Below are 24183 nucleotides of genomic sequence, written 5' to 3' on the forward strand. Positions count from 1 at the left end.
GCTCACGTTAGGGTTTAATAAAGCGGTTCGCAACAGGTTCTGCCATTTTGTATTGACCTCCAACAATCCTTTAAAGCCACATTGCCGAAAATATCGAATATCCCTACTTTTTGCGTGACTTTGTCAATATTACTGCCTGAGTCGCGGGGGTAAGATTGGCGGGAGGATGCTGTTGGTCGGCATAGGCAACCATTCTGGTTTGACAGAAATACGCGCCAATAGTCGTTAAATGTTTGTTAACTTAACTGAGAATATCAATGAAAACGAATAATAATATTGACGTCTTAGCTTCAAACATTGCCATCATGGAGCCCTCTAATGGGCTTGAAAAGAAGCTTGAGCTGGCCGAAAAAGAGAATCGCAAGCTTATCATTAAGCTTGGGTTTGACCCTACCGCACCCGATCTTCACCTCGGGCACGCTGTGGTATTGCGCAAATTAAAACAATTTCAGGATGCCGGTCACGATATTGTCATTATCATTGGCGACTTTACTGCCTCTATTGGCGATCCAACAGGCCGTAACAAGCTGCGCCCGCCATTAAGTGAAAAGCAAATCGCTCTTAATAGTCAGACCTATCTCGATCAACTCGGCCGAATTATTGATACTTCGCATATACAGCTTCGTCGCAATTCGGACTGGTTTAGAAAAATGCCCTTTTCTGAAATTCTTGGTCTGGTTTCCCGCGTCACGCTAGCGCAAATGATGCAGCGTGATGATTTTAAAACGCGGTATGCCGCATCTTCACCTATCCATCTGCATGAGCTTCTGTATCCGATCCTTCAAGGCTATGACTCTGTGATGATCAACGCGGACATTGAGCTTGGTGGCACGGATCAACTCTTTAATAACATGGTAGGACGAATGCTGCAGGAGTCTTTCGGAAGTGGGGGGCAGTCGGTCATCACGATGCCTCTGCTTGAGGGACTGGACGGCAGAGATAAGATGAGTAAATCGAAAGGGAACTACATCGCATTAACGGATAGCCCTGAAGATATGTATGGGAAGATCATGTCGTTACCCGATCAGCTTATTATCAGTTATTTCAGCCTGGCCACGAATGTTTCAGCAGAATATATCATTGAGGTCAGAGAGCAGATGGAACGGGGAAAAAATCCCATTCTTATTAAAAAGGATCTGGCACACCAGATAGTGGGTATCTACCATGACGCGGAGGCCGCTGATGCTGCTGGCAAACATTTTGAGCGGGTATTTCAGCGCCATAATCCCACCGAAGAGGACCATCTTCCACTCATCGTTGATGGGCAAGCACCGCTGGCACTGATTGATATTTGTAGTCAGGCGCTTGCCGACATGAGCCGCTCTGAACTGCGGAGGCTAATTCGCTCTGGAGCAGTACGGGTCAATACGCATAAAGAAACGGATGAACTGGCAATGATTAATCCAGAACCCGGCATGCTTCTCTGGCTGGGTAAACATCACCGCTTCATCGTCAGATAGGGGCTGATATCTATCTCGGTTATTGATTTTTCGGCGAAGTGTTGACGTTAAGAAAAATACTGGCGTGCGTGGTGATTGTCGCCGGCGCACTGATTATGGGTTAAGCGAATCAGGAGAGCTACCGATGTCTGACTATCCGGCTATTGCGCTGATTGGGCCTGGTGCGATTGGTACGACCATCGCTGCGGCACTGCATGAAGTGGGCCGCACGCCGCTACTTTGCGGGCGTTCCGCACATTCAAAGTTACTTTTGCGTCACGATGGGGGAGAAATTGTTGTACCAGGTCCGGTGTTAAGCGATCCGACGGCGATCGACCATCCTTTCAATCTGGTTTTTGTCGCGGTGAAAACCACCCAAAACGTCGACAGCGCCGGGTGGCTGAGTGCGTTATGCGATGAAAATACGGTGGTCTGCGCTCTGCAAAACGGCGTCGAGCAGAAAGCCCAGCTTGAACCTTGGGTCAATGGAGCAACGGTGTTGCCTTCCGTGGTCTGGTTTCCGGCTCAGCGCGAGCCGGATGCTTCAGTCTGGCTGCGCGCCAAACCGCGTCTGACGTTGCCGGATGTCCCACAGGCAAAACGGGTGATTGATGCGCTGAACGGCACGTGCTGTGCGGTTGAGCTGTCTGCGGATTTTCTATCCGTCGCATGGCGAAAACTGCTGCAAAATGCGGTCGCAGGCCTGATGGTGCTAGCGAATCGCCGCGCCGGAATGTTTTCGCGTGAGGATATCAAAGCGCTGGCTCTGGCGTATCTGCGCGAGTGTCTTACTGTCGCCCGTGCCGAGGGGGCCGTGCTGGACGATGGGGTTGCGCAGGAAATCGTGGATAATTTTCAGCGTGCGCCTGCCGATTTAGGCACATCTATTCTCGCTGACCGTCAGGCCAATCGCCCGATGGAGTGGGATATCCGTAACGGCGTGATACAGCGCTACGGCCACGCTCACGGCATTCCCGTTCCTATCAGTGATGTGCTGGTTCCCCTGCTGGCGGCCGGCAGTGAAGGACCGGGTTAACGCGAACCGGAATGCTTTTCACATGAATTTATTGAATTAAGTGATAAAAACAAAAAATCCCGCTTAAGTTGCCTTAAGCGGGATTTTCTAAATTTGGCTCCTGGTTGGGAGCGTCTTTGCTGGTAACCGGCTGATAAATAAGCTAAACTTGAATTCGCTTTCTGTCAAGACCACCAGAATGACCACCAATAGTTGTGGTTTACATGAATCTGGGTTGAGCTTTCCGCGGCATGGGCGATCGTTACTATTGTACTCACTGAAAATGAAGCGTAGCTAGAGGGAACGTCGAAGATGTCTATCCTATGTGAAACTGTGTCCAAAGAGGTTTAACTCTCGGCTCAGTGCCATATATAGTCATTCGAACCCGGAGAGTTACACTTTAAGTGATTCAGGGTATCGAACGGTTCAACCGTATGTACAGGACAGAAATACTGGATTTTTATCTGTTCAGAACGCCGAGTGAAGCACGGGAAATTACAGAGCGCTGACTGGCTGAATGCAATAGTAACCGCCTGCCAAAGCGTATCCAGACAGATAACGGGAGTGAGTTTGTCTCGAAAAACTTGGATAAATGGGCCTATGAAAATAACGTGACAATGGATTTCTCCTGGCCTGGAAAACCGACAGATAATGCATTTATTGAATCATTTAACGGTAGCCTGCGGGATGAGTGTCTTAACATTCACTGGTTTCTTTCGTTGGAGGACGGGCAAGAAAAACTCGACCAGTGGAGAATGGAATATAATCATGAAAGGACTCATTCCTCGCTAAATAACATGACTCCGACAGAATTCATCCGGAGTCTCGGGAAGAAAGATGAAGATCTCTAGTTCAGCACTGCATTGATTTTGGGCCAAGGTCAAAACCCCAGAAATCGCAGAAGGTGCGTGAAACTAAAACGGGTGTACTTACAACAGAACCTCTCTTGGGCGATGATTCATTTGCCTAGCATTTTTCTTCTAAATGGACCAAAAAAACTGTTTTACTTGGTTACGCGCAAAGGGAAGCCTTTGTGAAACTGAAATTTGTGTTTTGACAATTGAAGTATGCTGGAATTGCTTGTAAGTTACTTTAGATAAAGAGGAAAAAGGGGCTTAATACTTCCAATACACAATAAATATACCCATTTTTTCTTAATCGTTAGATTTACCCCTAGAGAAATTCCCTAGCGACACGGAGTAAACATGAAGAAAAGTTGCGTAGTTTTTGTACACGGGTTCACAGGAGGCGAAGGGACTTGGAAGAATAACAACGGAGTTAGTTTTTCGGACTTTCTAAGTGCTGATTATGAAATCGATCAAGCTTATGATTTTTATGAATTTGATTACTATACGAAGATTGCCAGTTTGTTTGATTCTGCTACGGTGGTTAGGCTGCTCGGTTTAGTCGGTTTCGGCTCAGGGAAAGTCAAGAAGAACCAACCCATTAGACGAATTAGTGAACTGCTAAGTACCTATGTCAGGACCAATCTAAATAGCTATGACAGTGTCATATTTATTGCTCACAGCTTGGGAGGACTGATCGTTAAAGACTATATTTTAAACCATGAAAAAGGAGATACACCTGAGCCAATTGGTTATCTATCTCTCGCAGTACCTCACAAAGGATCTATTGCTGGATATTTGCTGGGTTCATTCAATCTTAATGCCAAAGAGCTTCAGCCATTAAATGCGTATAGCGATGCACTAAACAATGCTTGGATAGATACAAAAGAGAGCCTCCCCAAAGCGCAGTACTATATTGCACTGCATGATGAATGCGTCGACGAGGTTAGTGCTTTGCCGTTTACTGTAAAAAAATCAGATAAATTTGTGGTTGATCATGACCATATATCCATTTGCAAACCATCTGACCCTAATGATTTTGTTTGTGCTCAGGCAGCTAAATTCCTAAAAAGCCGAGCTTATGATTTTACAATGTCCGAGTTAGCGACAACAGTATTCCAACCGGAATCAAACTCATACGAGAAAGAGATATTTGTTATTAAAATGATCTTATCGGACGTAGGTGAAAAAGGGATTGATGACGCTAAAGGATCATTCTTTCACGCAGAGATAATAACTAAAGCTGCAGATAAAAAGGACCGGATAACTCTACAAGACCTGCAGACGAAGGTTCTTTCTCTATACCAACAATCCTACAACGCACATTCTAGCAAGCTCGAGGCAAACGAGGTCTTTGCTAAAGTACATGACCTACTATTGGAGCAAGATTCTAAAGTTCTTGTTAGTGGCGTGAACTACATTAACTTTATGCACAAGAAGGGACTACTTCATCAATTGGCAAACAAACTAACCAACCAAGTTACTTGGTCTGACAAAATTGGAGTCCAAGATATCTTGGCAAAAATGTAGAGGTCATCATGTCTTCGATAATAGATTATCGCGAAGAGTTTTTTGTGCGTCTTTATCGGTGCTGGCTGATCGTTAGCATTTTAGGATTTAACAGAAAAGGTGAGAAAATTTTATCCATCAAAAAAGCGGCTTTCTTCGATTTTTTGGTAAGAAATCCAAAGTCATTTCATGAGTTTCTCGTGAAATTTGAGCGAGTTTCGAAGGTGGCACCTTATAAAGAAGTTCTGTACTCAAGCAATATTGGCTACGGCGCATTCCAGGATTATCAGGATTTTTTGAAAAGTATTTTAGTGTTAGAAAGCGAAGGCTACTTAGAAATTACACGCGAGGGAGATGATTTTCTCGTCGCATCGACTAATAAAAAGTTTGCCGAAGCAATGATAGCCCCACCCACTTGGCAAATTAATATAGGCTTACTCAAGCCGCTGGTGAGCAAGTCTCTCAGCGTGCTTTATAAAGGAGTTTTTAGCAAATGAATGCGGAAAACAGCCCTTATATCTTTGTGAATAAAATTGTTATCCACGGAATGGATACCTCGTATGAGGCAACATTTGAAGATGGTATAAATCTGATTTGGGGGGACATGGACTGTGGTAAATCCAGTATTCTGAATCTGATTGATTACTGCCTGGGAGGAAGTAATGACACCCTCACATATGGTGAGATTTTGGCTAAAGGTAGAACCGCATACTTAGAGGTAGACCTTAACGGTAATGTAATCACCTTCGAACGGCCTATTTTAGACTCATCGGCTCCTGTGAAGGCATATCGAGTTCCCTATTCATTAATCCTGACGACATACCCAATGCTTTTATCTGCCGACTCGCAAAAATCACTTCCCGACGGCTGGATTTCTGATTTTATTTTGGATGCTCTAGGGATTCCTAAAGTAAGCATCAAAGAGTCTCGGTACCGTGATGAGGCAAACTCTGATCGACTCAGTTTCCGTGACTTGATGAAATTAATGTACCTAAAACAAACAAAAGTTGGCGCTGATAGCTTATTGAATTACGGCAATCCCACAGTGTTCAATAAAAACATTGAAGTTCAGAAGTTTGTTTACAACATTCACGACGACAAGTTAGCCCTGCTGAACAAAGAGCTACAGATGGAGACACAAGCTCTACACCACCTGCAAGCTTCTGAAACTACCATCTCAAAATTTTTATGTGACGTAAATATCACCCCCAAAGGACAGAGCGATAGTGATAATCTTATCACTTCAAAAGAGCTTGCCCTTAGCGAACTGGAACAAAGTGCGGAAAAGTTAAAGGCAGACTATGAGTTCTCCAGCGCTGTTTCCCTTGAAATGGCGCGCGAAATCGTGCAGATGAGATCAAGCCTTTCTCATTTGAAGTCAGATCGTCTAGAATCAGAGAAACAACATAAGAATTTTTCCAACCTAAAGAATACATACCAGAGCGATCTGGAGTCTCTAAATATATCCAAACTTACAAGAACCTCTATATCTAATCGCAACATTATAGATACTACCCTTCCTTGCCCACTTTGCTCTAGTGAGATCAGCTTAGCGTCCCCTCAACTTAGTGATAGCGATATAGAAGCAGAAATAAAGTCGATTAAGAATAGACTTGCTGGAGTGCACGTAGCACTAGAAAGTATTTGGTCTAAAAAGATAGAGCTTATGGGCAAAGAAACTGAGGTATCAAAGAGACTAGGCACGTTAACTGTTGACTTCGACAAATTTAACATAGAGAACATATCTGCTCTTTTATCCTCTATCGAAGCGCTTGAACGTGCAAAGGTCGAGGTAAAGGTTAGCATCGCTTCGGCCAAAAGAGACTTGGCGATCAACAACAAATATTCTGATATATCAAAAGGAATTCACGATAAAAACTCAGTCATTTTTGCACTAAAGCGCAATATAAAATCGGTGGAAGACGGACTCACGGGACTTGATGATGTAGTGTCTAGCTTGAGCGGCATATTTAAAAAATACATTTCCAATAGCGGACTTCAAAACGTACATGAAGTATATGTAAATGATAAATTCATTCCTCACTTTCGCGATATAAGTTATTACAACACAACTTCCGGCGGCGTAAGAACCATCACATCTATCGGAGGATTTGTATCTAGGATGGAGTATTTACTCTCTACTGCCGGAAATCTCCCTACTTTCCTGATGGTAGACACACCTGGTCAAAATATCGGACGAAGAGGAAGAAAGGATGATGACTCAGCCCTCTCAGACCCAGTCCTCTACAACAATATATTTAAGCAACTCCTTGGTTTGGTGAGCAAGGCTCGAGCAGGAAATAGGCGCTTCCAAATCATTGTTGTTGACAATGACTTGCCGCCAGTTCTAGAAGAAGGAGGAGATTATCACTTGGTGAAAAGATTCAGCAAGAACGGTGGGGAGTTTGAGAAGGGGTTGATTAATGATTACTAGTAGGGGCGCAAAGTGATTTATTTTTAATCATTCCCGGGGGCTCTTTCGCGAGATAATAGGGTCATCCATTCGCCTTACGGAGTCAACAGCGCAACCAAACTCGCGCAGCCGCTGTGCTCCAGATATCCCGATGTTACGAGCTGAAAAGAGAGCCTTGCCTATACTGGTACGCGGATGGCGGATCTTGCTGGCGTGGCCAGCAATAGCCAGTGGCGTAAATACACCGGCGGCGAGAACCCGCGCGCAATGTCACCACACATCCTCTTCTACATGGCGGCCCAGTTGGCGCTGAGTAATGAGGAACTGGACAGGATTGTGGCTAAAATGATCGAGATTGGGCATCGGTCAAATAACTGAAAATTCCCCCTGCAGGCTATGTAAGTATCCCGCTAAACCGAACCATTCACTTTTAGAGATCTTCCGACATACTGATTATATCCCGTTAAGGAGATCGCTATGCGCAAAACCCGATTTATCGAACACCAATAGGCAAAGAGTCCTGTAATATCATCCAAAGAAAGGAGACGCAATGTCAGATATTAATCCACACAATGCCGTACAGACTTTGCCTAAGGATCGGGAAACCCTGTACCATCTGGTTTGGCGCGAACCTGCGGAACGTATAGCTGTTCTCTATGGCATCAGCGTCGAACTACTGGCCAAACGATGCAGCGATCTGTGTATCCCCAGACCGCTTGCCGGTTACTGGAAAGCGGTAACGACAGGGACTGCACCTGCAATTCCCAGACTGCCTGCTCTGAAAAAATGTAAGACGGTAAAGGTACATGAGAATGACAGCCCAACAGTGCGTCCCCCAGCCATTATAGAATCAAAACCAGCGTCTCTAATAATCCGAAAGCAAGTTTCTATTACGGGTAATGGCTATGGATTAATAAATGATCTCAAAACGTATCTGCCAGTCTCCTCGGTTACAGAAGATGGCTATTATAAACCTGCAAAAAAGAAATTACTGGATCTCAATGTTTCTGATACGGGGTTTGATAGCGCAATAAAGTTCCTGAGTCGATTTTTTGATGCTTTGGGGAAACAAGGCTACCGGGTAACACTGGATGCTCAGGGAGAAAGGCTGGATCGTGCGGATATTGATATTAAGGAAGAGCCAAAAGCGGGGGGATATCGCTGGGACAATTTATGGCGCCCTTATACACCAAGTATTATTTGTGTCGGGGATATATTCTTCGCGTTTAACCTTGCCGAAATGACAGAATATGTTCCTGCGAAGAAAATCAAAAATCGCTATGTTTATGACGAACAGGTGGGGAAATGGCTACGTGGGAAAAATAGCGATCCTTTTCTACATGTGGCGAAGCATACGCTGCCCACCGGGCGGTTTCTATTGCAACTTTACTCGCCTTATTCTTCCGCAGAATGGCTGGTTCAGTTTCGGCAAACAAAACAGTGTGGGTTGATTAGCCAAATTCCTAAGATGATTTCGGCGATACAGGAAGCTGTTCCGCTAATTTCAAAGCAGTTAGAAGATGCCAAAATCAAAGCCGAGGAGTGGCGCATTCAGCGTGAACGGGAACACGTCATATATTTGGAAAAGGAGCGGATGCGTCGGGAAGAGGAAGCGTACAACGCCAGTCGTACCGAGTTGAAGTCCATAATGGCCCGGTGGGCTGAAGACAAACAAATGGAGCAGTTTTTGCATGAAGCAGAGTCAGATGCGGCAATGCTTGATGAGCAACAAAAGGCACAGGCAATGGAACGCCTGCAACTGGTTCGCCAGCTCTTATCGGAGGATTCTGTGGTTGAGTGTCTACTGAAGTGGCGAACTCCGGCAGAAAGACTAGTACCAGAGTAGTGTCTGCCTTATTTCAATGAAAAGTGGGCTTGCAGAAGCAACGGACTTAAACAGCAATAGACGTCTAATCTGAGGCACAAAATTACACAGTGATCAGCATTGAGAATACGATCGTGCAATTTTCTATTGCGTATCCCCATCTGGATCAACAATAAGTCGCCCTAAAAATGAAGGCTGGTACGGTATGGATATTAGTCCTGGAGGCGTTCGCAGTATCTGGCTTTGTCAAAACATGAACACGACTGTTTTACACGTCGCCAGAGCAAAAACGATACAATAAACGACCTGAGTGATAGAGCAATGAGGCGTTGGTAATCTGGTTACATCAAGAACGCCTGATAATTGTACCGACAACATCCCTTATTTATCAAAATAACACCGCCAAATTCAACTTCCAAACCCATTTCACCGTTGCAGAGCAAGGGGCGCTACGCCCGGCTATGCAAGGTCAGTTTTTTCTCCCGCGTGTTTTTCGTTCCTCGTATCAGCTTCCGGCTAATCGTTTCCCAACACAACTCGTCCCGCAAGGGTAAATGGCACGCATGCTGCGCCCTTGCGTGCCGGAGCGATGCGGGGAAAGCGAACCGTCAGGCGATACGAAGACGAAAATCACACCACTGACGGAGAAAAAACCATGACGATTTCCCTGCATACCCAGACTAGCGCCCCTAACGCCGCAGCGGCGACCAGCGTATCCCCGCTGGAGCAGTCAGGCTCCTCAAAAACGAAATTTTCTAAAGCCAAAACCGATATTTATCAGGCTGTCACCAACAACATCATTGCAGCGCTTGAAGCCGGTGTAAAACCGTGGTCTTGCCCTTGGCAACGAGTGCCGGGCATGTCTGGGTTGCCTTCCAATTTCGCAACCGGTATCGCGTATAGCAGAATGAATATCATGCTGTTGTGGTGCAGTGCGTCAGAACAGGGCTTCGGTGATTCACGTTGGATGACCTACAAACAGGCGCAGGCAGTAGGTGGGCAGGTTCGAAAAGGTGAACACGGCACGACAGCCATTTTCTACACAACCTTAGAGAAAGAAAACGAAGACGGTGACATCAACCAGATCCCGATGCTGAAAACCTTCAATGTGTTCAATGTTGAACAAATTGATGGCCTTCCGCTGACAACTGAAACAGTCAGCCCAGAAGCAACCTTTGACCCGTTGCCGGAGGCTGAAAATCTGTTCCAGAAGAGCGGCGCAAACATCATTGAGAAAGGACAAAACGCCTTTTTCAGACCCTCAACCGATGAAGTCTGGTTACCAGAGCGCCATCTGTTTTCAGATGCAGCTAATTTCTACGCTACCGGACTGCATGAGTTGGTTCACTGGAGCGGTGGTAAAAAACGACTTAACCTTGAAATGAAAGGGAAATTTTACAGTGCAGATTATGCGGAGGAGGAATTAGTGGCGGAGCTGGGAAGTGCTTTTCTGATGGCGGATTTGGGGATTGTCGGAGAGGTGCAGCATGAAAGCTATATTGCCTCATGGCTCCAGGCGCTGAAAAACGACAAGCGCTATGTTTTCAAAGCAGCCAGCACCGCCTCAAAAGCGAATCGTTACCTAATAGTGCCTGTTTTTGGTGTTATGATAAGTGTATTGTGCCGTGTAATTCACACGTATTTCATACAAGAGAGAAACCATGACCGCGAAACAGCGCAACACGCAGAGCGTGACCATGACAGTAGAGCGTGCCTTACTAGTAAGAGCGCGTGAAGCGGGTATGAACCTGAGTGCTATTCTGTCAACCGCACTGGATGCGGAGCTTCGCCGTCATGAAGCGAAAAAATGGCAGGAAGAAAACAGGGAGGCTATCGACGCATTAAATCGTTTTCATGATGAAAACGGCTGTTTCAGTGATGAATACAGGATGTTTTAAGCATGCAATTCACAGTATACGGTAATACCGGGAAAAGCGTCGTTTACCCGCTGTTGCTCGATGTCACGAGCGATATTATTGGGCAATTGAATCGTCGGATAGTGATCCCATTGCTCCCTATTGAAAAGTATCCGGCAGGCCGCCGACCGGATCGCCTTGTCCCCGTCGTCAGGCTGACGGACGGCAAAGAATACGCCGTAATGACCCACGAGCTGGCAAGTATTCCTCTCCAGGCTCTGGGTGCAGTGTTTTGTGATGCGTCGCAGTACCGTACTCAGGTAAAGGCGGCAATAGACTTCCTCATCGACGGGTTCTGACGTGTCTTTCTATGCTGTTAAACAGGTATGCCTTTAATCGTGGCTGATGGGAGCCTGTTCAAGTCCGTCTATCGTGCGGAAGAGAAACATCTCCCGGTTTTTCGCATAAAACGGAACCGAAATTCCGTTCCTTACTACAGTCCTGATACGGTCAAACAGCCTGATGAGAGCGGTTTTGGTTTTGTTGTTCGGCATAACATCAGTAGGTTTAACGTGAAGATACAGGCCGTGTGAATCGGAAACGTTGAAGGTTTTTGCTGATGGTTTTACGTTGCGGATTTTTGAGTCGTTAAGAGACATTTGGGGGTCACTCCGTCATCGAACCAACTTGACCCCGAATCTGACCACCAGATTCTCTCGATGCGGAGGGAAAACAGAATGTGCACCGAAAAGACTTTTGCATGTGAAGGTATTGAATAAAGTGATAAAAACAAAAATCCCGCTTAAGTTGCCTTAAGCGGGATTTTCTAAATTTGGCTCCTCTGACTGGACTCGAACCAGTGACATACGGATTAACAGTCCGCCGTTCTACCGACTGAACTACAGAGGAATCGTGTGAACGGGGCGGATGATATCTGCCACCCGCGGTACTGTCAACGGCAAAATCAGCTTTATCGTCTGACTGTTTAGGCTGTGTACAATTCGCTGTTTTTTTATGAGTTAGTAAATGGATGGCGCACGGTAATTGGTGCTGCTTTGCCAGCTTTTTAGACGGGCGAGCGGATCCTGCCGATAGAACTTTTGGAAGCAGCGGTACAGATCGGGGAAACGCTCTTCGAGAAGTTCGGGGGCGCTGAAGAAGTATTCCGACAGCACCGCAAAGCACTCTGCCGGATCGTGGACGGCGTAGGGATCCATGCTGGCAGCATCTTCGCCCACCAGATCGATTTCTTCCTGCAAGGCATCCATCGCGCCGTGCAGATGCTGTTCCCACGCAGCAATCTCACGCAGTGGAATCAGGGGGACGCCCGTCGCTTCGCCGCTGCTGCGGATGTCCAGCTTGTGCGCGACTTCATGAATGATGAGGTTGAAACCGGAGAGGTCGAAGGAATCCTGCACTTCCTGCCAGTTGAGGACAATCGGTCCCTGATCCCAGCTTTGGCCGGATTGCACCATTTTCCCCTTATGCACGAGCCCGATGTCATCCTGCCACTCTTCCTCAACAATAAACGGGCCGGGGTAAATCAGAACTTCATGGAAGCCATCCAGCGCATCCATTCCCAGCGACAGCACCGGCAGGGAAAACAGCAGGGCGATGCGCTGCTGCATGATGTCCGTCAACACCAGCTCCTGCAACGGAATCAGGCGCTTTTGCTTCAGAAACTGATCGGCAAGGGCGACCAGTTGCTGGAGCTCTTCGTCGCTTAAAGGCGCGAGAAGCGGGATGGAAATCGCAGCTTGCCAGTGTTCAAGCGTCTGCACCTGAGGTTGAGTGTTTTTCCACGGCCATTTAATCATTGTTATTGCTCGTTCAGTCGTCACTTGAATTTAAAGGCGAGGGCGGGTGCTGTTAACATGCCGTAAAAGTAGGCATCATGGCAACTGCTAAACGGAGAGATGCCGGAGCGGCTGAACGGCCAGTCTCGAAAACTGGAGTAGGGCAACGCGACCGGGGGTTCAAATCCCCCCGTCTCTCCACCGCTATTCAAACACTTACCCCGCGTTTAGTCTGTGACGCTTTCCACACTTGGCAGTGGCTTAAAGCGGACAGCTCAAATCCCCTTCTTCACAACGTAGCATGCCTTTGAATTCTTCTACGCGCTCGGCGGTTTTCTGCGTCAGGCACTGGGAATACACCATGCCATGCACCGATCCTCCGGTTGTCGGGAAGGTCTGAAACTCACAGTCAGCGTCGCGGTACGCGATCCATTTTCTCTGCGCTGACTTGAGCAACGCCTTGTGTTCTTCAATCACCAGGCGTTTTACGACATCCTGATAAAGCCGATTAAGCTCGCCATCCACTTTTTTATATTCATTAGCAGCACACTGGCTCATCTCCAGCTGTGTGTTGGCGTTGCCACAGTCTGTGGCGGCGGCTTGAGTGATGGGCAGTAGAGCAAAAAGAACAATGGCTCGCTTTTTCATTATTGATCCTCTGTGAGTCGGCACCTGCATGCAGGTGCACATGTGATGGGGGAACGACTCAGCAAAGATTACTCTCAATGATCTCGTTCCGTACTGACAAATCCTGTGCGCTGAACTACTTTCATAAGGAATCATCACGTTACGGAGGTTGATATGGGATTTTGGCGTATTGTACTGACTATTCTCCTGCCACCGTTGGGCGTGTTATTGGGGAAAGGCATCGGTGGGGCATTTATTCTGAACATTATTCTGACGTTGTTAGGTTATTTTCCTGGGTTGGTGCATGCGTTTTGGGTGCAGACGAAAGATGATGGTATTTAATGGCTGAAAAGCCTGTTCGACGATTCGGATGAAATAACGGGGAGACATAGCGCTCCCCGTTACCTTTTTATTGATGGCGCGCTATTGTGCAGCACTCACCACCTGATTACGCCCTTGCTGTTTTGCCTGATAGAGCGCGATATCGGCGCGGTTAATCAGCATACTCAGTGTCTCGCCTGCCCGATATTCAGCAACGCCGCAGCTGACTGTTACCTGAATTATCCCTTCACGGTAAGGGAGGTGCGTTATTTCAATGCTGTGGCGTAGGGCTTCGGCACGCTGCTGCGCGGCGTTGATATCGCAATCGTCGAGTAAAATCACGAATTCCTCACCTCCCCAACGGCAGGATTGATCGCTAGAGCGAGTGTTGGTCGACAAGGTAGAGGAAACCTCTCTTAAAACCAAATCCCCGACGTTGTGGCCGTACTTGTCATTGATTTTTTTGAAGTGGTCAATATCAATCAGAATAATGGAGAGTGGCTTGTGCTGTAAGGCATTTTTCGACCCGAGACGGCGAAATAAATAATCAAATGCCTGACGGTTCATCAGGCCGGTTAATTTATCGGTCGTTGCCATCTGTTCCAGACGGCGTTGATATCCGCCAATCGTCAACCACAGCAGGAATAGGAAAAGGACGCTGACGAATGTGCTGATACCCAGATTTTTAAGCAGCGTGGTGAACAGCCGTTTTTCACTGGGGTGACTGGTTTGCTCTACCATCAAATACCAGCCGAATTCAGGGATGAGTCGGGTGTTGAGGAAGATATGTTCCCCGTTTGACTGATATTCATAAGCGCCGCCAGGGGCGGTTAAAATCGCGGTTGCGATCCGGTTTAGTCCTTGTTGTTCCTGAATTTGCAGCGGGCGCGCGTAGTTTTCTCCATGCAGCGTAATGTTACCTTCTTTATCAATGAAATAGATGGTCCGGTTATAGCGCTGCTCGTATTTTTCAATAAGATGTTTAACGCGATCAACTGGGATGCCTACGCCGGTAATACCAATAAAATTGTCTTCATAATCCATGACTTTATGGTTGATGAAGATGTCCAGACGAGTGCGTTCTTCAGGATCGACGCGGAGATCGACAACGTAGGGCATGTCATCCGATAGGGCTTTGTGTTGGAAATACCATTGATCGTCGGGGGATGTTTCTGAGACGGTTTTTAGGATGCGTTGCTGATCGTAATAAAGCCCCGTTTTATCAGAGATGAAAAAAGAAAATACAGTGTTGAAGCGGCGATCGATCTCTTTCAGATAGCGGAATAGAGCCTGCGGATCGCTTTCATTTTTTAGTACCCAGTCACGCAAAAAGGTATCGTGCGCCATCAGAGATGAAATAAAGATAGGCTTTAACAAATCCTGCTGGATTTCCGAATAAACGTTATCGCTGGTCAGCGGCAGGGTATTTTCTTCGATCTCTTCTTCCAGTGATTCTTTAGCGACTTCATAGCTGGTCCAACTGATAACCAGAAAGGCGGTGAGCAGCATGGAACCGAGTATTATGATTGCGCGTGTTTTATCCAGCCAGCGTGCGTTATTGATGAATCCAGTCTGCAAAGTAATCTCCCCAGAGAATCATTGATGAGATAGGTGAGTAAGTCACTGTTTCACCTTAAAAATTAGGATTTATATTTTACTGGATTTACGTTGTAGCACCAAATAGGCGGCGTTGTATCGTTGGACAAAAAATGGCTCGTCTGTGAGATTCAGTATAGTGGTTCTTGTGTGGAAGTATTAGCGGCAGGTGGCCGGAACGTAATGTTTTGTATTTTATTGTGGGCTTGTTAAAGCTCCCTTGTCGGTTTGATTATCCCTATGGTTAGATTTCATCAATCAATGATGTTGGGTGGATGACCATGAGCCATTATTCAGCAACGAAAGAATCAGGCCCAACAGCGCTTTTATTGATTAATAAACAGGCGCGGAATGGCGATTCCTCAGCACGCTATGTGAAAGAACTATTACAGCAAAGCCAGATCAGCATCGTCGAACCGGATGAAAACGACACAGGTTCGTGCAGCGACATTATACGTGCGTATGCGGATCGGGTGGATTTTGTGATTATCGGCGGTGGTGATGGCACGCTGAATTCTGCCGCACCCGGCCTGGTAGATACCGGATTGCCGTTGGGCGTGCTGCCATTAGGGACGGCGAATGATTTTGCCCGTACGGTGGGGATCCCCAGAGAGATTCGGCAGGCCGTGCAGGTTATCGCTAACGGGCAGAGGCGTGTTGTTGATTTGGGTGAGGTCAACGGGCATCTGTTCTTTAACGTTTCCAGTATTGGGTTTTCGGCGGCATTGGCGCGCGGGCTGTCAGCGAAATCCAAGAAACGGTGGGGCACATTGGGTTATGCGCTGGCGGCCTTTAAGCTCTTGAAGCAAAGTCGTCCTTTCCGCGTGGAGATTGAGCATGACGGTATCAAAGAGCGGGTGAGAACCGTGCAAGTGTCGGTGGGGAATGGGCGTTTCTACGGCGGCGGCATGGCGGTAGCAGACAGTGCCGCGCCCGATGATGGTCTGCTGGATGTGTATAGCCTGGAGGTTTCCCACTGGTGGGAAATGGTGGCACTGATTCCCTTTATCCGCAGGGGAACGCACGGTCGCTGGCGTAAAGTTCGCGCTTTTTCCGCCAAACAACTGACGTTGAATACGACGAGGCCGCACGATATCAATGCCGACGGCGAACTGATTGGCAAAACGCCAGCGGTATTCGGGATCAGAGAAAAGGCGATTCAGGTTTTTGCGCCACCAGTGCCAGATTAGAACCTGAACCTAAAACAAACAGGGACACCGCATGGTGTCCCTGTTTGTTTATAAAGGGTGATTCAGCGGATTATTTAAATACGCGGAAACGCTCTTCAAAGGAAATATAGGTTTTCTCACCGGCTGGCTGCTCGATTGAGCCAAATGGCATTTGAGCACGCAGCTTCCAACTGGCTGGCAGGTTCCACTGTGCTTTAACATCATCGTCAATCAGCGGATTGTAGTGCTGGAGTGAGGCGCCAATTTTTTCCTGCGCCAGCGTAGACCACACGGCAAACTGGGCAATACCGGTTGAATGTTCAGACCAGACCGGGAAGTTATCGGCATAAAGCGCGAATTTTTCCTGTAGCGCGTCAATCACGGCGGTGTCTTCAAAGAACAGGACAGTACCTGCGCCAGCGGCAAAGGAAGCCAGTTTGTTTTCTGTTGCGGCAAAGGCGTCCGCCGGTACAATTTTCTTCAACTGCTGCTTAACAATATCCCACACTTTATGATGCTGTTCGCCGAACAGAATCACAACGCGTGAGCTTTGTGAATTAAAAGAGGAGGGGCTTTCATTAACGGCTTCGGTAATGAGGGCGGTAACCTGATCTTCTGATATCGGTAACTTATTACCGATGGCATAGATTGAACGACGGGCCTTGATTGACTGCAAAAAAGCATTACTCATGGTGTGTTCCTCAGTTTACGTGATGATTTGCCTTGATAATGTGTCACTGATTTTCGCCGTATTCAATGGCTTATCGTGCCGGATGCCAATCTTTCCTTTTTCAGCCTGATCCGCCGCAGACGTCACAGTGTGGGTTTTTCGGCAGCATCATTTCGCGAAATTGCAGCGTCATCGCATCGAACATCAGCAGTCGACCTGTCGCTAGTCTGCCGTAACCGGTCAGCAGCTTAATGGCCTCCATCGCCTGCAAGCTTCCGATGGTGCCCACCAGCGGCGACATTACACCAGCCTCGACGCAGGTCAGCGCATTGGCGCCGAACAGACGGCTGAGACAATGATAGCAAGGTTCATTGGGTTGATAGGTAAAGACGCTGATTTGGCCTTCCATCCGAATCGCCGCCCCAGAGATCAGCGGCTTCTTGAGCTGAAAGCCAATGCGGTTTAGACGGTTGCGAATGGCGACGTTGTCGGTACAGTCCAACACGGCATCGTGTTGGTTGACCAGTCCGCTCAACGCCTCGTCATCGAGATCGCCATCAACCGTATCGAGCGAAAGATGCGGATTCATATCGGATAATGTCAGGCGCGCAGATTCGACTTTCGCCATGCCGATACGGGCATCGCGATGCAGAACCTGACGTTGCAGGTTAGACAGAGAGACGGTGTCAAAATCCAGCAGCGTTAAATGGCCAACGCCCGCCGCGGCCAGATACTGCGCAGCGGCACAGCCTAGCCCACCCAGCCCGACAATCAGCAGACGCGAAGCCTTCAGCTTTTCCTGTCCGTCAAAATCAAAGCCGCGCAGCACAATCTGTCGATTGTAGCGCAGCATCTCTTCATCGCTCAGCTCCGGCAACATACTCAGTGCCCCAGCAGCGTGTTGAAGGGCTCGATTTCGACCCATTCGCCAGCGGCGACGCGACCGCGATCTTGCTCCAGTACGATGAAGCAGTTACCGAGGCTGAACGAGCTGAAAACGTGTGAACCCTGATGCCCGGTGGTTCTCACTTCTAGTTCACCCTGCGCGTTACGGCTGAAAATGCCGCGTTGGAAATCGGTGCGCCCCGGCGTCTTTTTCAGTGCGCTGGTGGTTTTGACGCGAACCCGTGGCGGTAGGCGCCATTGCGTATAGCCAGACAGGCGAGCCAGCAGCGGCTGAACCAGTTGATAGAACGTCAGCGCAGCAGAAACCGGATTCCCCGGCAGGCCGCAGAACCAGGCGTGTTGCAGCTTACCAAAGGCGAAGGGCTTACCGGGTTTGATCGCCAGCTTCCAGAAGTGGATATCGCCCAGTTCATCCAGCATTTGCTTGGTGTAATCCGCCTCGCCAACGGAAACGCCGCCGCTGCTAATCACCAGATCGGCAAGCTGGTCAGCCTCATGGAACGCGGCACGCAGCGCGGCCGGATCGTCGCGGATAATCCCCAGATCGTGCACTTCGCAGCCCAGCTGTTCCAGCATCAAACGGACGGCGAAACGGTTAGTGTCATAAATCTGGCCGTCTGCCAGCGGTTCGCCGACGGGTTGCAGTTCATCACCGGTTGAAAACACCGCGACTTTCAGGCAGCGCACCACGTCAATCTGCGCAATCCCCAGTGACGCCAGCAGCGGCAGCTCCGCTACGCCAAGCTTGCAACCTGCGGATAACACGCTGGCACCAGCCTGAATATCTTCTCCCGCCAGACGAATATTCTGGCCGGGTTTTACCTCATGTGGAAAGCGGATGCCGTCCTCGCTGACGTCAGCCTGTTCCTGCATGATGACGGCGTCGGCGCCTGCGGGAATCGGCGCACCAGTCATGATGCGAATGCAGGTTCCCGCAGGCCATTCACCGGTGAATGGCGCGCCCGCGAAGGCTTTTCCAGCCAGCGGCAGGGAGGCAGCAGTAGACAAATCGGCACAGCGTACGGCATAGCCATCCATCGCGGAATTGGCGAAAGGCGGGACGTTAATCGGGGAGGTGATAGCATGGGCGGTAATCCGTCCTGCGGCGTCGAACAGGGATACGCGCTCTGTCTCGGTAAGGGAAGGAACCTGAGAAAACATGTTTTCCAGAGCTTGTTCAAGAGTCAGTAAACCTGCGTTAACGCTTTCCATCTTCACTCCACAGCTTGTTTTATCAATACGACTGATTTCATTAATATGATTTATTTCATCAGTAAGAATCGTGTTCCGGCAACGCGCCGTTCATAGGCGAAAACCTGTTTCCTATGCCAGTATTAATTATGTCAGAGTTCGTAACGTGGGTGAATGTATGCAGGTCAAGGAATAGGATTGTTGGCTTGTGAATCCCGTCAGGTATCAAACGACAAGGATGGGTGCGAAAGCGTCACTTTTTTCCCACAAGTCGAAACATTTCGGGCAAAAGTGGGTGGATTTGCAGGACATATTGCCCCTGATGGCGTGTCTTTATGACAATTAACTTAATGTTATAAAAAGAAATTTTTCACTGTGTCGAGTTCAGTTTCCGCTTTACATCATACCTTGCGCTAAATATAGTCGAAAATCGCTGATAATTTGTCCCTGACCGCGTTGCGCTGATTCCAGCCGCATTTATATGGAGATTCGCCGTTCATGTTGCCCACACAGGATCATTATGCCTCGCTATCTTCCCCTGTTCCGGGACTGATTTTGCCTGAAAAACGGGTGGTGGAGGTGCGCAACCTGAGTGTCTATTTTGAGCAGCAGGGGCAGCGGACCGACGCGGTGCGTAATTTGACGTTCTCTGTCGATCGCGGCGAAACGCTGGCTATCGTCGGAGAGTCGGGGTCGGGTAAGTCGGTGACGTCGCTGGCGCTGATGCGGTTGGTTGAGCATGCGGGCGGCGTGATTCACCAAGGCGATATGCTGTTTCGCCGCCGCGATGGGCAGGTGCTGGATCTCCGCGGCGCCCGCCAGCGTGCGATGCGCATGTTACGCGGTGCGGATCTGGCGATGATTTTCCAGGAGCCGATGACATCGCTGAATCCGGTCTTCCCTGTCGGCGAACAGATTGCCGAGTCGATTCGTTTGCATCAGGGGATGGACAGACGCGCCGCGCGAACAGAAACCTTGCGCATGCTGGATCTGGTCAGAATACCAGAAGCGCGCAACGTACTGGATCGCTATCCCCACCAACTTTCTGGCGGCATGCGCCAGCGGGTGATGATTGCGATGGCGCTCTCCTGCAAGCCGTCTCTGCTGATTGCCGATGAACCGACGACCGCGCTGGATGTCACCATTCAGGCGCAAATTCTGCAACTTATCCGTGTGCTACAGCGTGAAATGGAAATGGCCGTGATTTTCATCACCCATGACATGAGCGTGGTGGCGGAAATGGCCGAGCGTGTACTGGTTATGCACCGTGGGGAAAGCGTCGAAGCGGGGAGCGTTGGGCAGATCTTTACTGCACCGCAGCATCCGTATACTCAAGGGCTGCTGGCGGCGGTACCGACGTTAGGGTCTATGCGCGGTCAACCGTTCCCGGAAAAATTTCCGCTGCTGGATCAACATTCAGGACGTATTGCGGACAATGTCCCGCAGGATACCGTTCCCGCGCAGGCGGAGCCGATCTTGCAGGTCAGCAATCTTGTGACGCGTTTTCCTATACGCACTGGTTTATTGAACCGCGTAACCCGGCAGGTGCATGCGGTAGAAAACGTCAGCTTCGATCTCTGGCCGGGCGAAACGCTCTCGCTGGTCGGCGAATCGGGATGCGGCAAGTCCACCACCAGCCGTGCGTTGCTCCAGTTGGTTGAAAGCCAGAAGGGCGAGATTACCTTTAACGGTCAGCGGATCCATCAACTGAAAGGTGCTGCGTTACAGCACCTGCGGCGTGATATTCAGCTGATTTTTCAGGATCCCTATGCGTCATTGGATCCTCGTTTGACGGTCGGTTTCTCGATTATGGAACCGCTGCTGGTGCACAACATTTGCCGTCGGCAGGAAGCGGAAAAGCGTGTTGAGTGGCTGCTGTCGCGCGTCGGGCTGGAGCCGGAGCACGCCCGACGCTATCCGCATGAATTTTCTGGTGGCCAGCGTCAGCGCGTTTGCATCGCCAGAGCGCTGGCGCTGAACCCTAAAGTGGTGATTGCGGATGAAGCGGTATCAGCGCTGGATGTGTCGATTCAGGCACAAATCATCAACCTGATGCTGGAACTACAACGTGAATTCGGCATCGCATTTTTGTTTATTTCACATGATATGGCGGTGGTTGAGCGTATTAGCCATCGCGTGGCGGTGATGTACATGGGGCAGATTGTCGAGATCGGCTCACGGCAAGATGTATTCGAGCGGCCTCGGCATCCTTATACCCGCAAGCTGATGTCGGCAGTACCCGTTGCCGATCCCTCACGCCGCCAGCGTGAGCAGGTGCTGCTGGTTGATGAAATACCCAGCCCGATTCGGGCGCTTGGCGATGAGCCGATCACGGCGCCTCTGGTTCAGGTCGGTGAGCGGCATTTTGTTGCGCACCATCCGATAGCTGGCGCGTATTGACAGGGATTCACAAGGAGAACGTAGCATGAGCGTAATGACGATAAAGCGGCGCTGGTTAGTGGCCGCAGGAGTAACCGCTGCCATGGCGACTTCACCCGTCTGGGCAGCCAAAGATGCGGTTATCGCCGTGGGTTCCACGTTTACCAGCCTGGACCCGTATGATGCCAACGATTCGCTATCGCAGACGGTGGCGAAGTCCTTTTATCAGGGGCTCTTTGGCTTCGATAAAGATATGAAGCTGGTGAACGTCTTGGCGGACAGCTATGACGTGAGTCCGGATGGGTTGACGTATACCATCAAGCTGCACCCAAGTGTCAAATTTCACGATGGATCGGCTTTTAATGCCGCTGCCGTGAAAGTGAATCTGGATCGCGCCAGTAATCCTGACAATCGCCTGAAGCGATATAACCTGTTCAAGATGATCGACAAAACCGAGGCGGTTGACGATCTGACGGTGAAAATTACGCTGAAGACGCCGTTCTCCGCGTTCGTGAATAATCTGGCGCACCCGGCCGCGGTGATGATTTCTCCGGCGGCGTTAAAGCAGTACGGCAAGGAGATTGGTTTCCATCCGGTCGGTACGGGCCCGTACCGTTTTGTGGCCTGGAATCAGACCGACTTTGTCAAAGTCGAGAAATTCAACGGCTACTGGAAGGCCGGGTTGCCGAAACTGGACAGCATCACCTGGCGTCCGGTCGTCGATAACAACACACGTGCGGCGCTGCTGCAAACCGGTGAAGCGCAGTTCGCTTATCCGATACCGTTCGAGCAGGCCAAGGTGCTGGAGAAAAATGACAAGCTGGCGCTGGTGGCGTCGCCGTCGATTCTGCACCGCTACATCAGTATGAATGTCACGCAGAAGCCGTTTGATAACCCAAAAGTACGCGAGGCGCTGAACTACGCGATCAACAAAGAGGCGCTGATTAAAGTGGCGTTCTCCGGCTATGCGACGCCAGCCGAAGGGCCACTGCCGAGCAGCATTGATTATTCAGTAAAATATCACCCGTGGCCTTACGATCCAGCCAAGGCGCGTGAGCTGCTGAAAGAAGCGGGCTACCCGGACGGCTTCACCACGACGCTCTGGTCGTCGCATAACCACAGTACAGCGCAGAAAGTCTTGCAGTTCACGCAGCAACAGCTGGCACAGGTTGGCGTGAAAGTGCAGGTGACGGCGATGGATGCGGGACAGCGCGCGGCGGAAGTGGAAGGTAAGAGCGTGAAAGAAACGGGGGTTCGCCTGTTCTACACCGGCTGGTCAGCCTCAACGGGTGAAGCCGACTGGGCGCTGTCGCCGCTGTTTGCGACAGCTTCCTGGCCACCCGCGCAGTTCAATACGGCGTTTTACAGCAATCCGCAGGTCGATGCGGATCTGGCGAATGCGCTGAAAACGACAGATCGGACGGAAAAGCAGAAGCTGTACAAAGATGCTCAGGACAAAATCTGGGCGGATGCGCCGTGGATTTTCCTGGCGACAGAGCGCCTGGTGTCGGCGAACAGCAAAAAACTGACCGGATTCTACGTGATGCCGGATACTTTATTCAGTTTTGAGGATGCCGATCTAGCGGAATAATCCGCCGCAAAAGAATGACCAGGGAGTCGGGTGGCCGTGAGGCTGCCCGCAGTGGTCAACACACGTTCACTCATAGGGAGTCCGACGCATGTCTGTGGAAAACTGTTCATGCTGAATTATTTTATCAAACGACTACTGGGACTGATTCCCACGCTCCTGATTGTGATGGTGCTGGTGTTCCTGTTCGTTCATCTGTTACCCGGCGATCCGGCGCGTTTAGCCGCCGGGCGGGAAGCGGATGCTGCTGTTATTGAGATGGTGCGGCAGGATTTGGGGTTGGATAAACCGCTGCCGCACCAGTTCTGGCACTTCTTTACTAATGTCCTGCAAGGGGATTTTGGCACGTCGATCGTATCGAAACGCCCCGTCACCGAAGAGATCGCCATGCGCTTTATGCCGACGTTTTGGCTGACGGTGTGCAGTATGGTGTGGGCGGTGATTTTTGGCATGGCGATCGGCATCGTGTCCGCCGTGTGGCGCAACGGCTGGCCGGACAGAATCGGGATGACGCTGGCGGTCTCCGGTCTCTCTTTCCCTGCGTTTGCGCTCGGCATGCTGTTAATGCAGGTTTTTTCCGTCGAACTGGGGTGGCTGCCGACGGTGGGGGCAGACACCTGGCTACACTACATTTTGCCCTCGTTGACGCTGGGTGCGGCGGTCGCGGCGGTGATGGCGCGGTTTACCCGTGCATCGTTTGTTGATGTCTTGCAAGAAGATTATATGCGTACGGCACGGGCAAAGGGCGTGCGCGAATCGCTGGTGGTGGTGAAACACGGGCTGCGCAATGCGCTGATTCCGGTAGTTACGATGATGGGGCTGCAATTTGGTTTCTTGCTCGGTGGCTCAATCGTCGTGGAGAAGGTCTTCAACTGGCCGGGGCTAGGACGGCTGCTGGTGGATGCGGTGGAGATGCGCGACTATCCGGTGATTCAGGCCGAAGTGCTGTTGTTTTCGCTGGAGTTTATTCTGATCAATCTGCTGGTGGATATGCTGTATGCCGCGATTAACCCAGCCATTCGTTATAAATAAGGAAAG

21 protein-coding genes, 2 tRNA genes and 2 pseudogenes are annotated in these 24183 nt (G+C 49.6%); 17 read left to right on the forward strand and 8 right to left on the reverse strand.

Annotation, left to right across the window (positions count from 1 at the left end; translation table 11 throughout):
- Positions 1 to 257 precede the first annotated feature (257 nt).
- From tyrS to BJJ97_RS12995, 11 genes and pseudogenes are all read left to right on the forward strand, one after another.
- Positions 258 to 1460, forward strand: coding sequence for a tyrosine--tRNA ligase (gene tyrS / locus BJJ97_RS12945; RefSeq protein WP_095994201.1), 1203 nt, complete (start codon positions 258 to 260; stop codon positions 1458 to 1460).
- 124 nt (positions 1461 to 1584) lie between these two features.
- Positions 1585 to 2475 carry an oxidoreductase gene (locus BJJ97_RS12950; protein WP_095994202.1) on the forward strand — a complete coding sequence of 297 codons (891 nt, stop codon included), beginning with the start codon at positions 1585 to 1587 and terminating at the stop codon, positions 2473 to 2475.
- Between the two features lie 509 nt (positions 2476 to 2984).
- Positions 2985 to 3305, forward strand: a pseudogene (locus tag BJJ97_RS12955) (integrase core domain-containing protein); the annotation flags it as partial.
- Between the two features lie 354 nt (positions 3306 to 3659).
- On the forward strand, positions 3660 to 4829 hold the full coding sequence (locus BJJ97_RS12960; RefSeq protein ID WP_095994203.1) for an ABC-three component system protein: 1170 nt from the start codon (positions 3660 to 3662) through the stop codon (positions 4827 to 4829).
- 8 nt (positions 4830 to 4837) lie between these two features.
- Positions 4838 to 5305 (forward strand): hypothetical protein, encoded by a 468-nt coding sequence (locus tag BJJ97_RS12965; protein WP_095994204.1) that lies wholly within the window; start codon positions 4838 to 4840, stop codon positions 5303 to 5305.
- Positions 5302 to 7242, forward strand: a complete 1941-nt coding sequence (locus BJJ97_RS12970) for an ATP-binding protein (protein ID WP_095994205.1) — start codon at positions 5302 to 5304, stop codon at positions 7240 to 7242. The genes BJJ97_RS12965 and BJJ97_RS12970 overlap by 4 nt, the downstream gene beginning before the upstream one ends.
- Before the next feature lie 174 nt (positions 7243 to 7416).
- Complete coding sequence (locus tag BJJ97_RS12975; protein WP_227003523.1) at positions 7417 to 7599, forward strand: hypothetical protein; 183 nt, start codon at positions 7417 to 7419, stop codon at positions 7597 to 7599.
- A 172-nt stretch (positions 7600 to 7771) separates the two neighbouring features.
- Positions 7772 to 9067: a hypothetical protein gene (locus BJJ97_RS12980; RefSeq protein WP_095994206.1), complete on the forward strand. Its 1296-nt coding sequence runs from the start codon at positions 7772 to 7774 to the stop codon at positions 9065 to 9067.
- Positions 9068 to 9701: 634 nt separating this feature from the next.
- Positions 9702 to 10634, forward strand: a pseudogene (locus BJJ97_RS12985) (ArdC family protein); the annotation flags it as partial.
- Between the two features lie 73 nt (positions 10635 to 10707).
- Entirely contained in the window at positions 10708 to 10944 is a 237-nt protein-coding gene (locus BJJ97_RS12990; protein ID WP_095994207.1) for a type II toxin-antitoxin system CcdA family antitoxin, read from the forward strand.
- Positions 10945 to 10946: 2 nt separating this feature from the next.
- Positions 10947 to 11261: a CcdB family protein gene (locus BJJ97_RS12995; protein ID WP_095994208.1), complete on the forward strand. Its 315-nt coding sequence runs from the start codon at positions 10947 to 10949 to the stop codon at positions 11259 to 11261.
- Positions 11262 to 11294: 33 nt separating this feature from the next.
- Here the strand turns inward: BJJ97_RS12995 and BJJ97_RS22195 are convergent, their stop codons facing one another.
- The 3 genes from BJJ97_RS22195 to mtfA form a co-directional block, all read right to left on the reverse strand.
- Complete coding sequence (locus tag BJJ97_RS22195; protein ID WP_193438336.1) at positions 11295 to 11561, reverse strand: Arm DNA-binding domain-containing protein; 267 nt, start codon at positions 11559 to 11561, stop codon at positions 11295 to 11297.
- Positions 11562 to 11735: 174 nt separating this feature from the next.
- Positions 11736 to 11811 (reverse strand) — tRNA-Asn (locus tag BJJ97_RS13005).
- Between the two features lie 110 nt (positions 11812 to 11921).
- Positions 11922 to 12719 carry a DgsA anti-repressor MtfA gene (gene mtfA, locus BJJ97_RS13010; RefSeq protein WP_095994209.1) on the reverse strand — a complete coding sequence of 266 codons (798 nt, stop codon included), beginning with the start codon at positions 12717 to 12719 and terminating at the stop codon, positions 11922 to 11924.
- A 93-nt stretch (positions 12720 to 12812) separates the two neighbouring features.
- Between mtfA and BJJ97_RS13015 the strand changes: the two genes are divergently transcribed.
- Positions 12813 to 12899 (forward strand) — tRNA-Ser (locus BJJ97_RS13015).
- A 60-nt stretch (positions 12900 to 12959) separates the two neighbouring features.
- On the opposite strand, the gene BJJ97_RS13020 is transcribed toward BJJ97_RS13015, so the two are convergent.
- Positions 12960 to 13346: a lysozyme inhibitor LprI family protein gene (locus BJJ97_RS13020; RefSeq protein ID WP_095994210.1), complete on the reverse strand. Its 387-nt coding sequence runs from the start codon at positions 13344 to 13346 to the stop codon at positions 12960 to 12962.
- Between the two features lie 153 nt (positions 13347 to 13499).
- Here BJJ97_RS13020 and BJJ97_RS13025 point away from each other — a divergent pair, with 153 nt between their 5' ends.
- Complete coding sequence (locus BJJ97_RS13025; RefSeq protein WP_010280855.1) at positions 13500 to 13667, forward strand: YqaE/Pmp3 family membrane protein; 168 nt, start codon at positions 13500 to 13502, stop codon at positions 13665 to 13667.
- Positions 13668 to 13748: 81 nt separating this feature from the next.
- Here BJJ97_RS13025 and BJJ97_RS13030 read toward each other — a convergent pair whose 3' ends face one another.
- On the reverse strand, positions 13749 to 15224 hold the full coding sequence (locus BJJ97_RS13030; protein WP_095994211.1) for a sensor domain-containing diguanylate cyclase: 1476 nt from the start codon (positions 15222 to 15224) through the stop codon (positions 13749 to 13751).
- 293 nt (positions 15225 to 15517) lie between these two features.
- On the opposite strand from BJJ97_RS13030, the gene BJJ97_RS13035 reads away from it, so the two are divergent.
- The gene (locus BJJ97_RS13035) at positions 15518 to 16432 is read left to right on the forward strand and encodes a lipid kinase (RefSeq protein ID WP_095994212.1); all 915 of its coding nucleotides are present in this window, start codon (positions 15518 to 15520) and stop codon (positions 16430 to 16432) included.
- A 70-nt stretch (positions 16433 to 16502) separates the two neighbouring features.
- Here the strand turns inward: BJJ97_RS13035 and BJJ97_RS13040 are convergent, their stop codons facing one another.
- The 3 genes from BJJ97_RS13040 to moeA form a co-directional block, all read right to left on the reverse strand.
- Positions 16503 to 17102 carry a nitroreductase family protein gene (locus BJJ97_RS13040; RefSeq protein ID WP_095994213.1) on the reverse strand — a complete coding sequence of 200 codons (600 nt, stop codon included), beginning with the start codon at positions 17100 to 17102 and terminating at the stop codon, positions 16503 to 16505.
- A 100-nt stretch (positions 17103 to 17202) separates the two neighbouring features.
- Entirely contained in the window at positions 17203 to 17961 is a 759-nt protein-coding gene (gene moeB / locus BJJ97_RS13045) for a molybdopterin-synthase adenylyltransferase MoeB (protein ID WP_095994214.1), read from the reverse strand.
- A gap of 2 nt (positions 17962 to 17963) precedes the next feature.
- The gene (gene moeA, locus BJJ97_RS13050) at positions 17964 to 19199 is read right to left on the reverse strand and encodes a molybdopterin molybdotransferase MoeA (protein WP_095994215.1); all 1236 of its coding nucleotides are present in this window, start codon (positions 19197 to 19199) and stop codon (positions 17964 to 17966) included.
- A gap of 477 nt (positions 19200 to 19676) precedes the next feature.
- Between moeA and BJJ97_RS13055 the strand changes: the two genes are divergently transcribed.
- From BJJ97_RS13055 to gsiC, 3 genes are all read left to right on the forward strand, one after another.
- A complete protein-coding gene (locus BJJ97_RS13055; RefSeq protein ID WP_095994216.1) occupies positions 19677 to 21578 on the forward strand; it encodes a dipeptide ABC transporter ATP-binding protein in 1902 nt (633 codons plus the stop codon).
- Positions 21579 to 21603: 25 nt separating this feature from the next.
- Positions 21604 to 23148, forward strand: a complete 1545-nt coding sequence (gene gsiB, locus BJJ97_RS13060) for a glutathione ABC transporter substrate-binding protein GsiB (protein ID WP_193438337.1) — start codon at positions 21604 to 21606, stop codon at positions 23146 to 23148.
- Between the two features lie 108 nt (positions 23149 to 23256).
- On the forward strand, positions 23257 to 24177 hold the full coding sequence (gene gsiC / locus BJJ97_RS13065) for a glutathione ABC transporter permease GsiC (RefSeq protein WP_039480114.1): 921 nt from the start codon (positions 23257 to 23259) through the stop codon (positions 24175 to 24177).
- Positions 24178 to 24183: the final 6 nt, after the last annotated feature.

It is taken from the genome of Pectobacterium polaris (genome assembly GCF_002307355.1).
In the GTDB taxonomy this organism is placed as follows: Bacteria; Pseudomonadota; Gammaproteobacteria; order Enterobacterales; family Enterobacteriaceae; genus Pectobacterium; species Pectobacterium polare.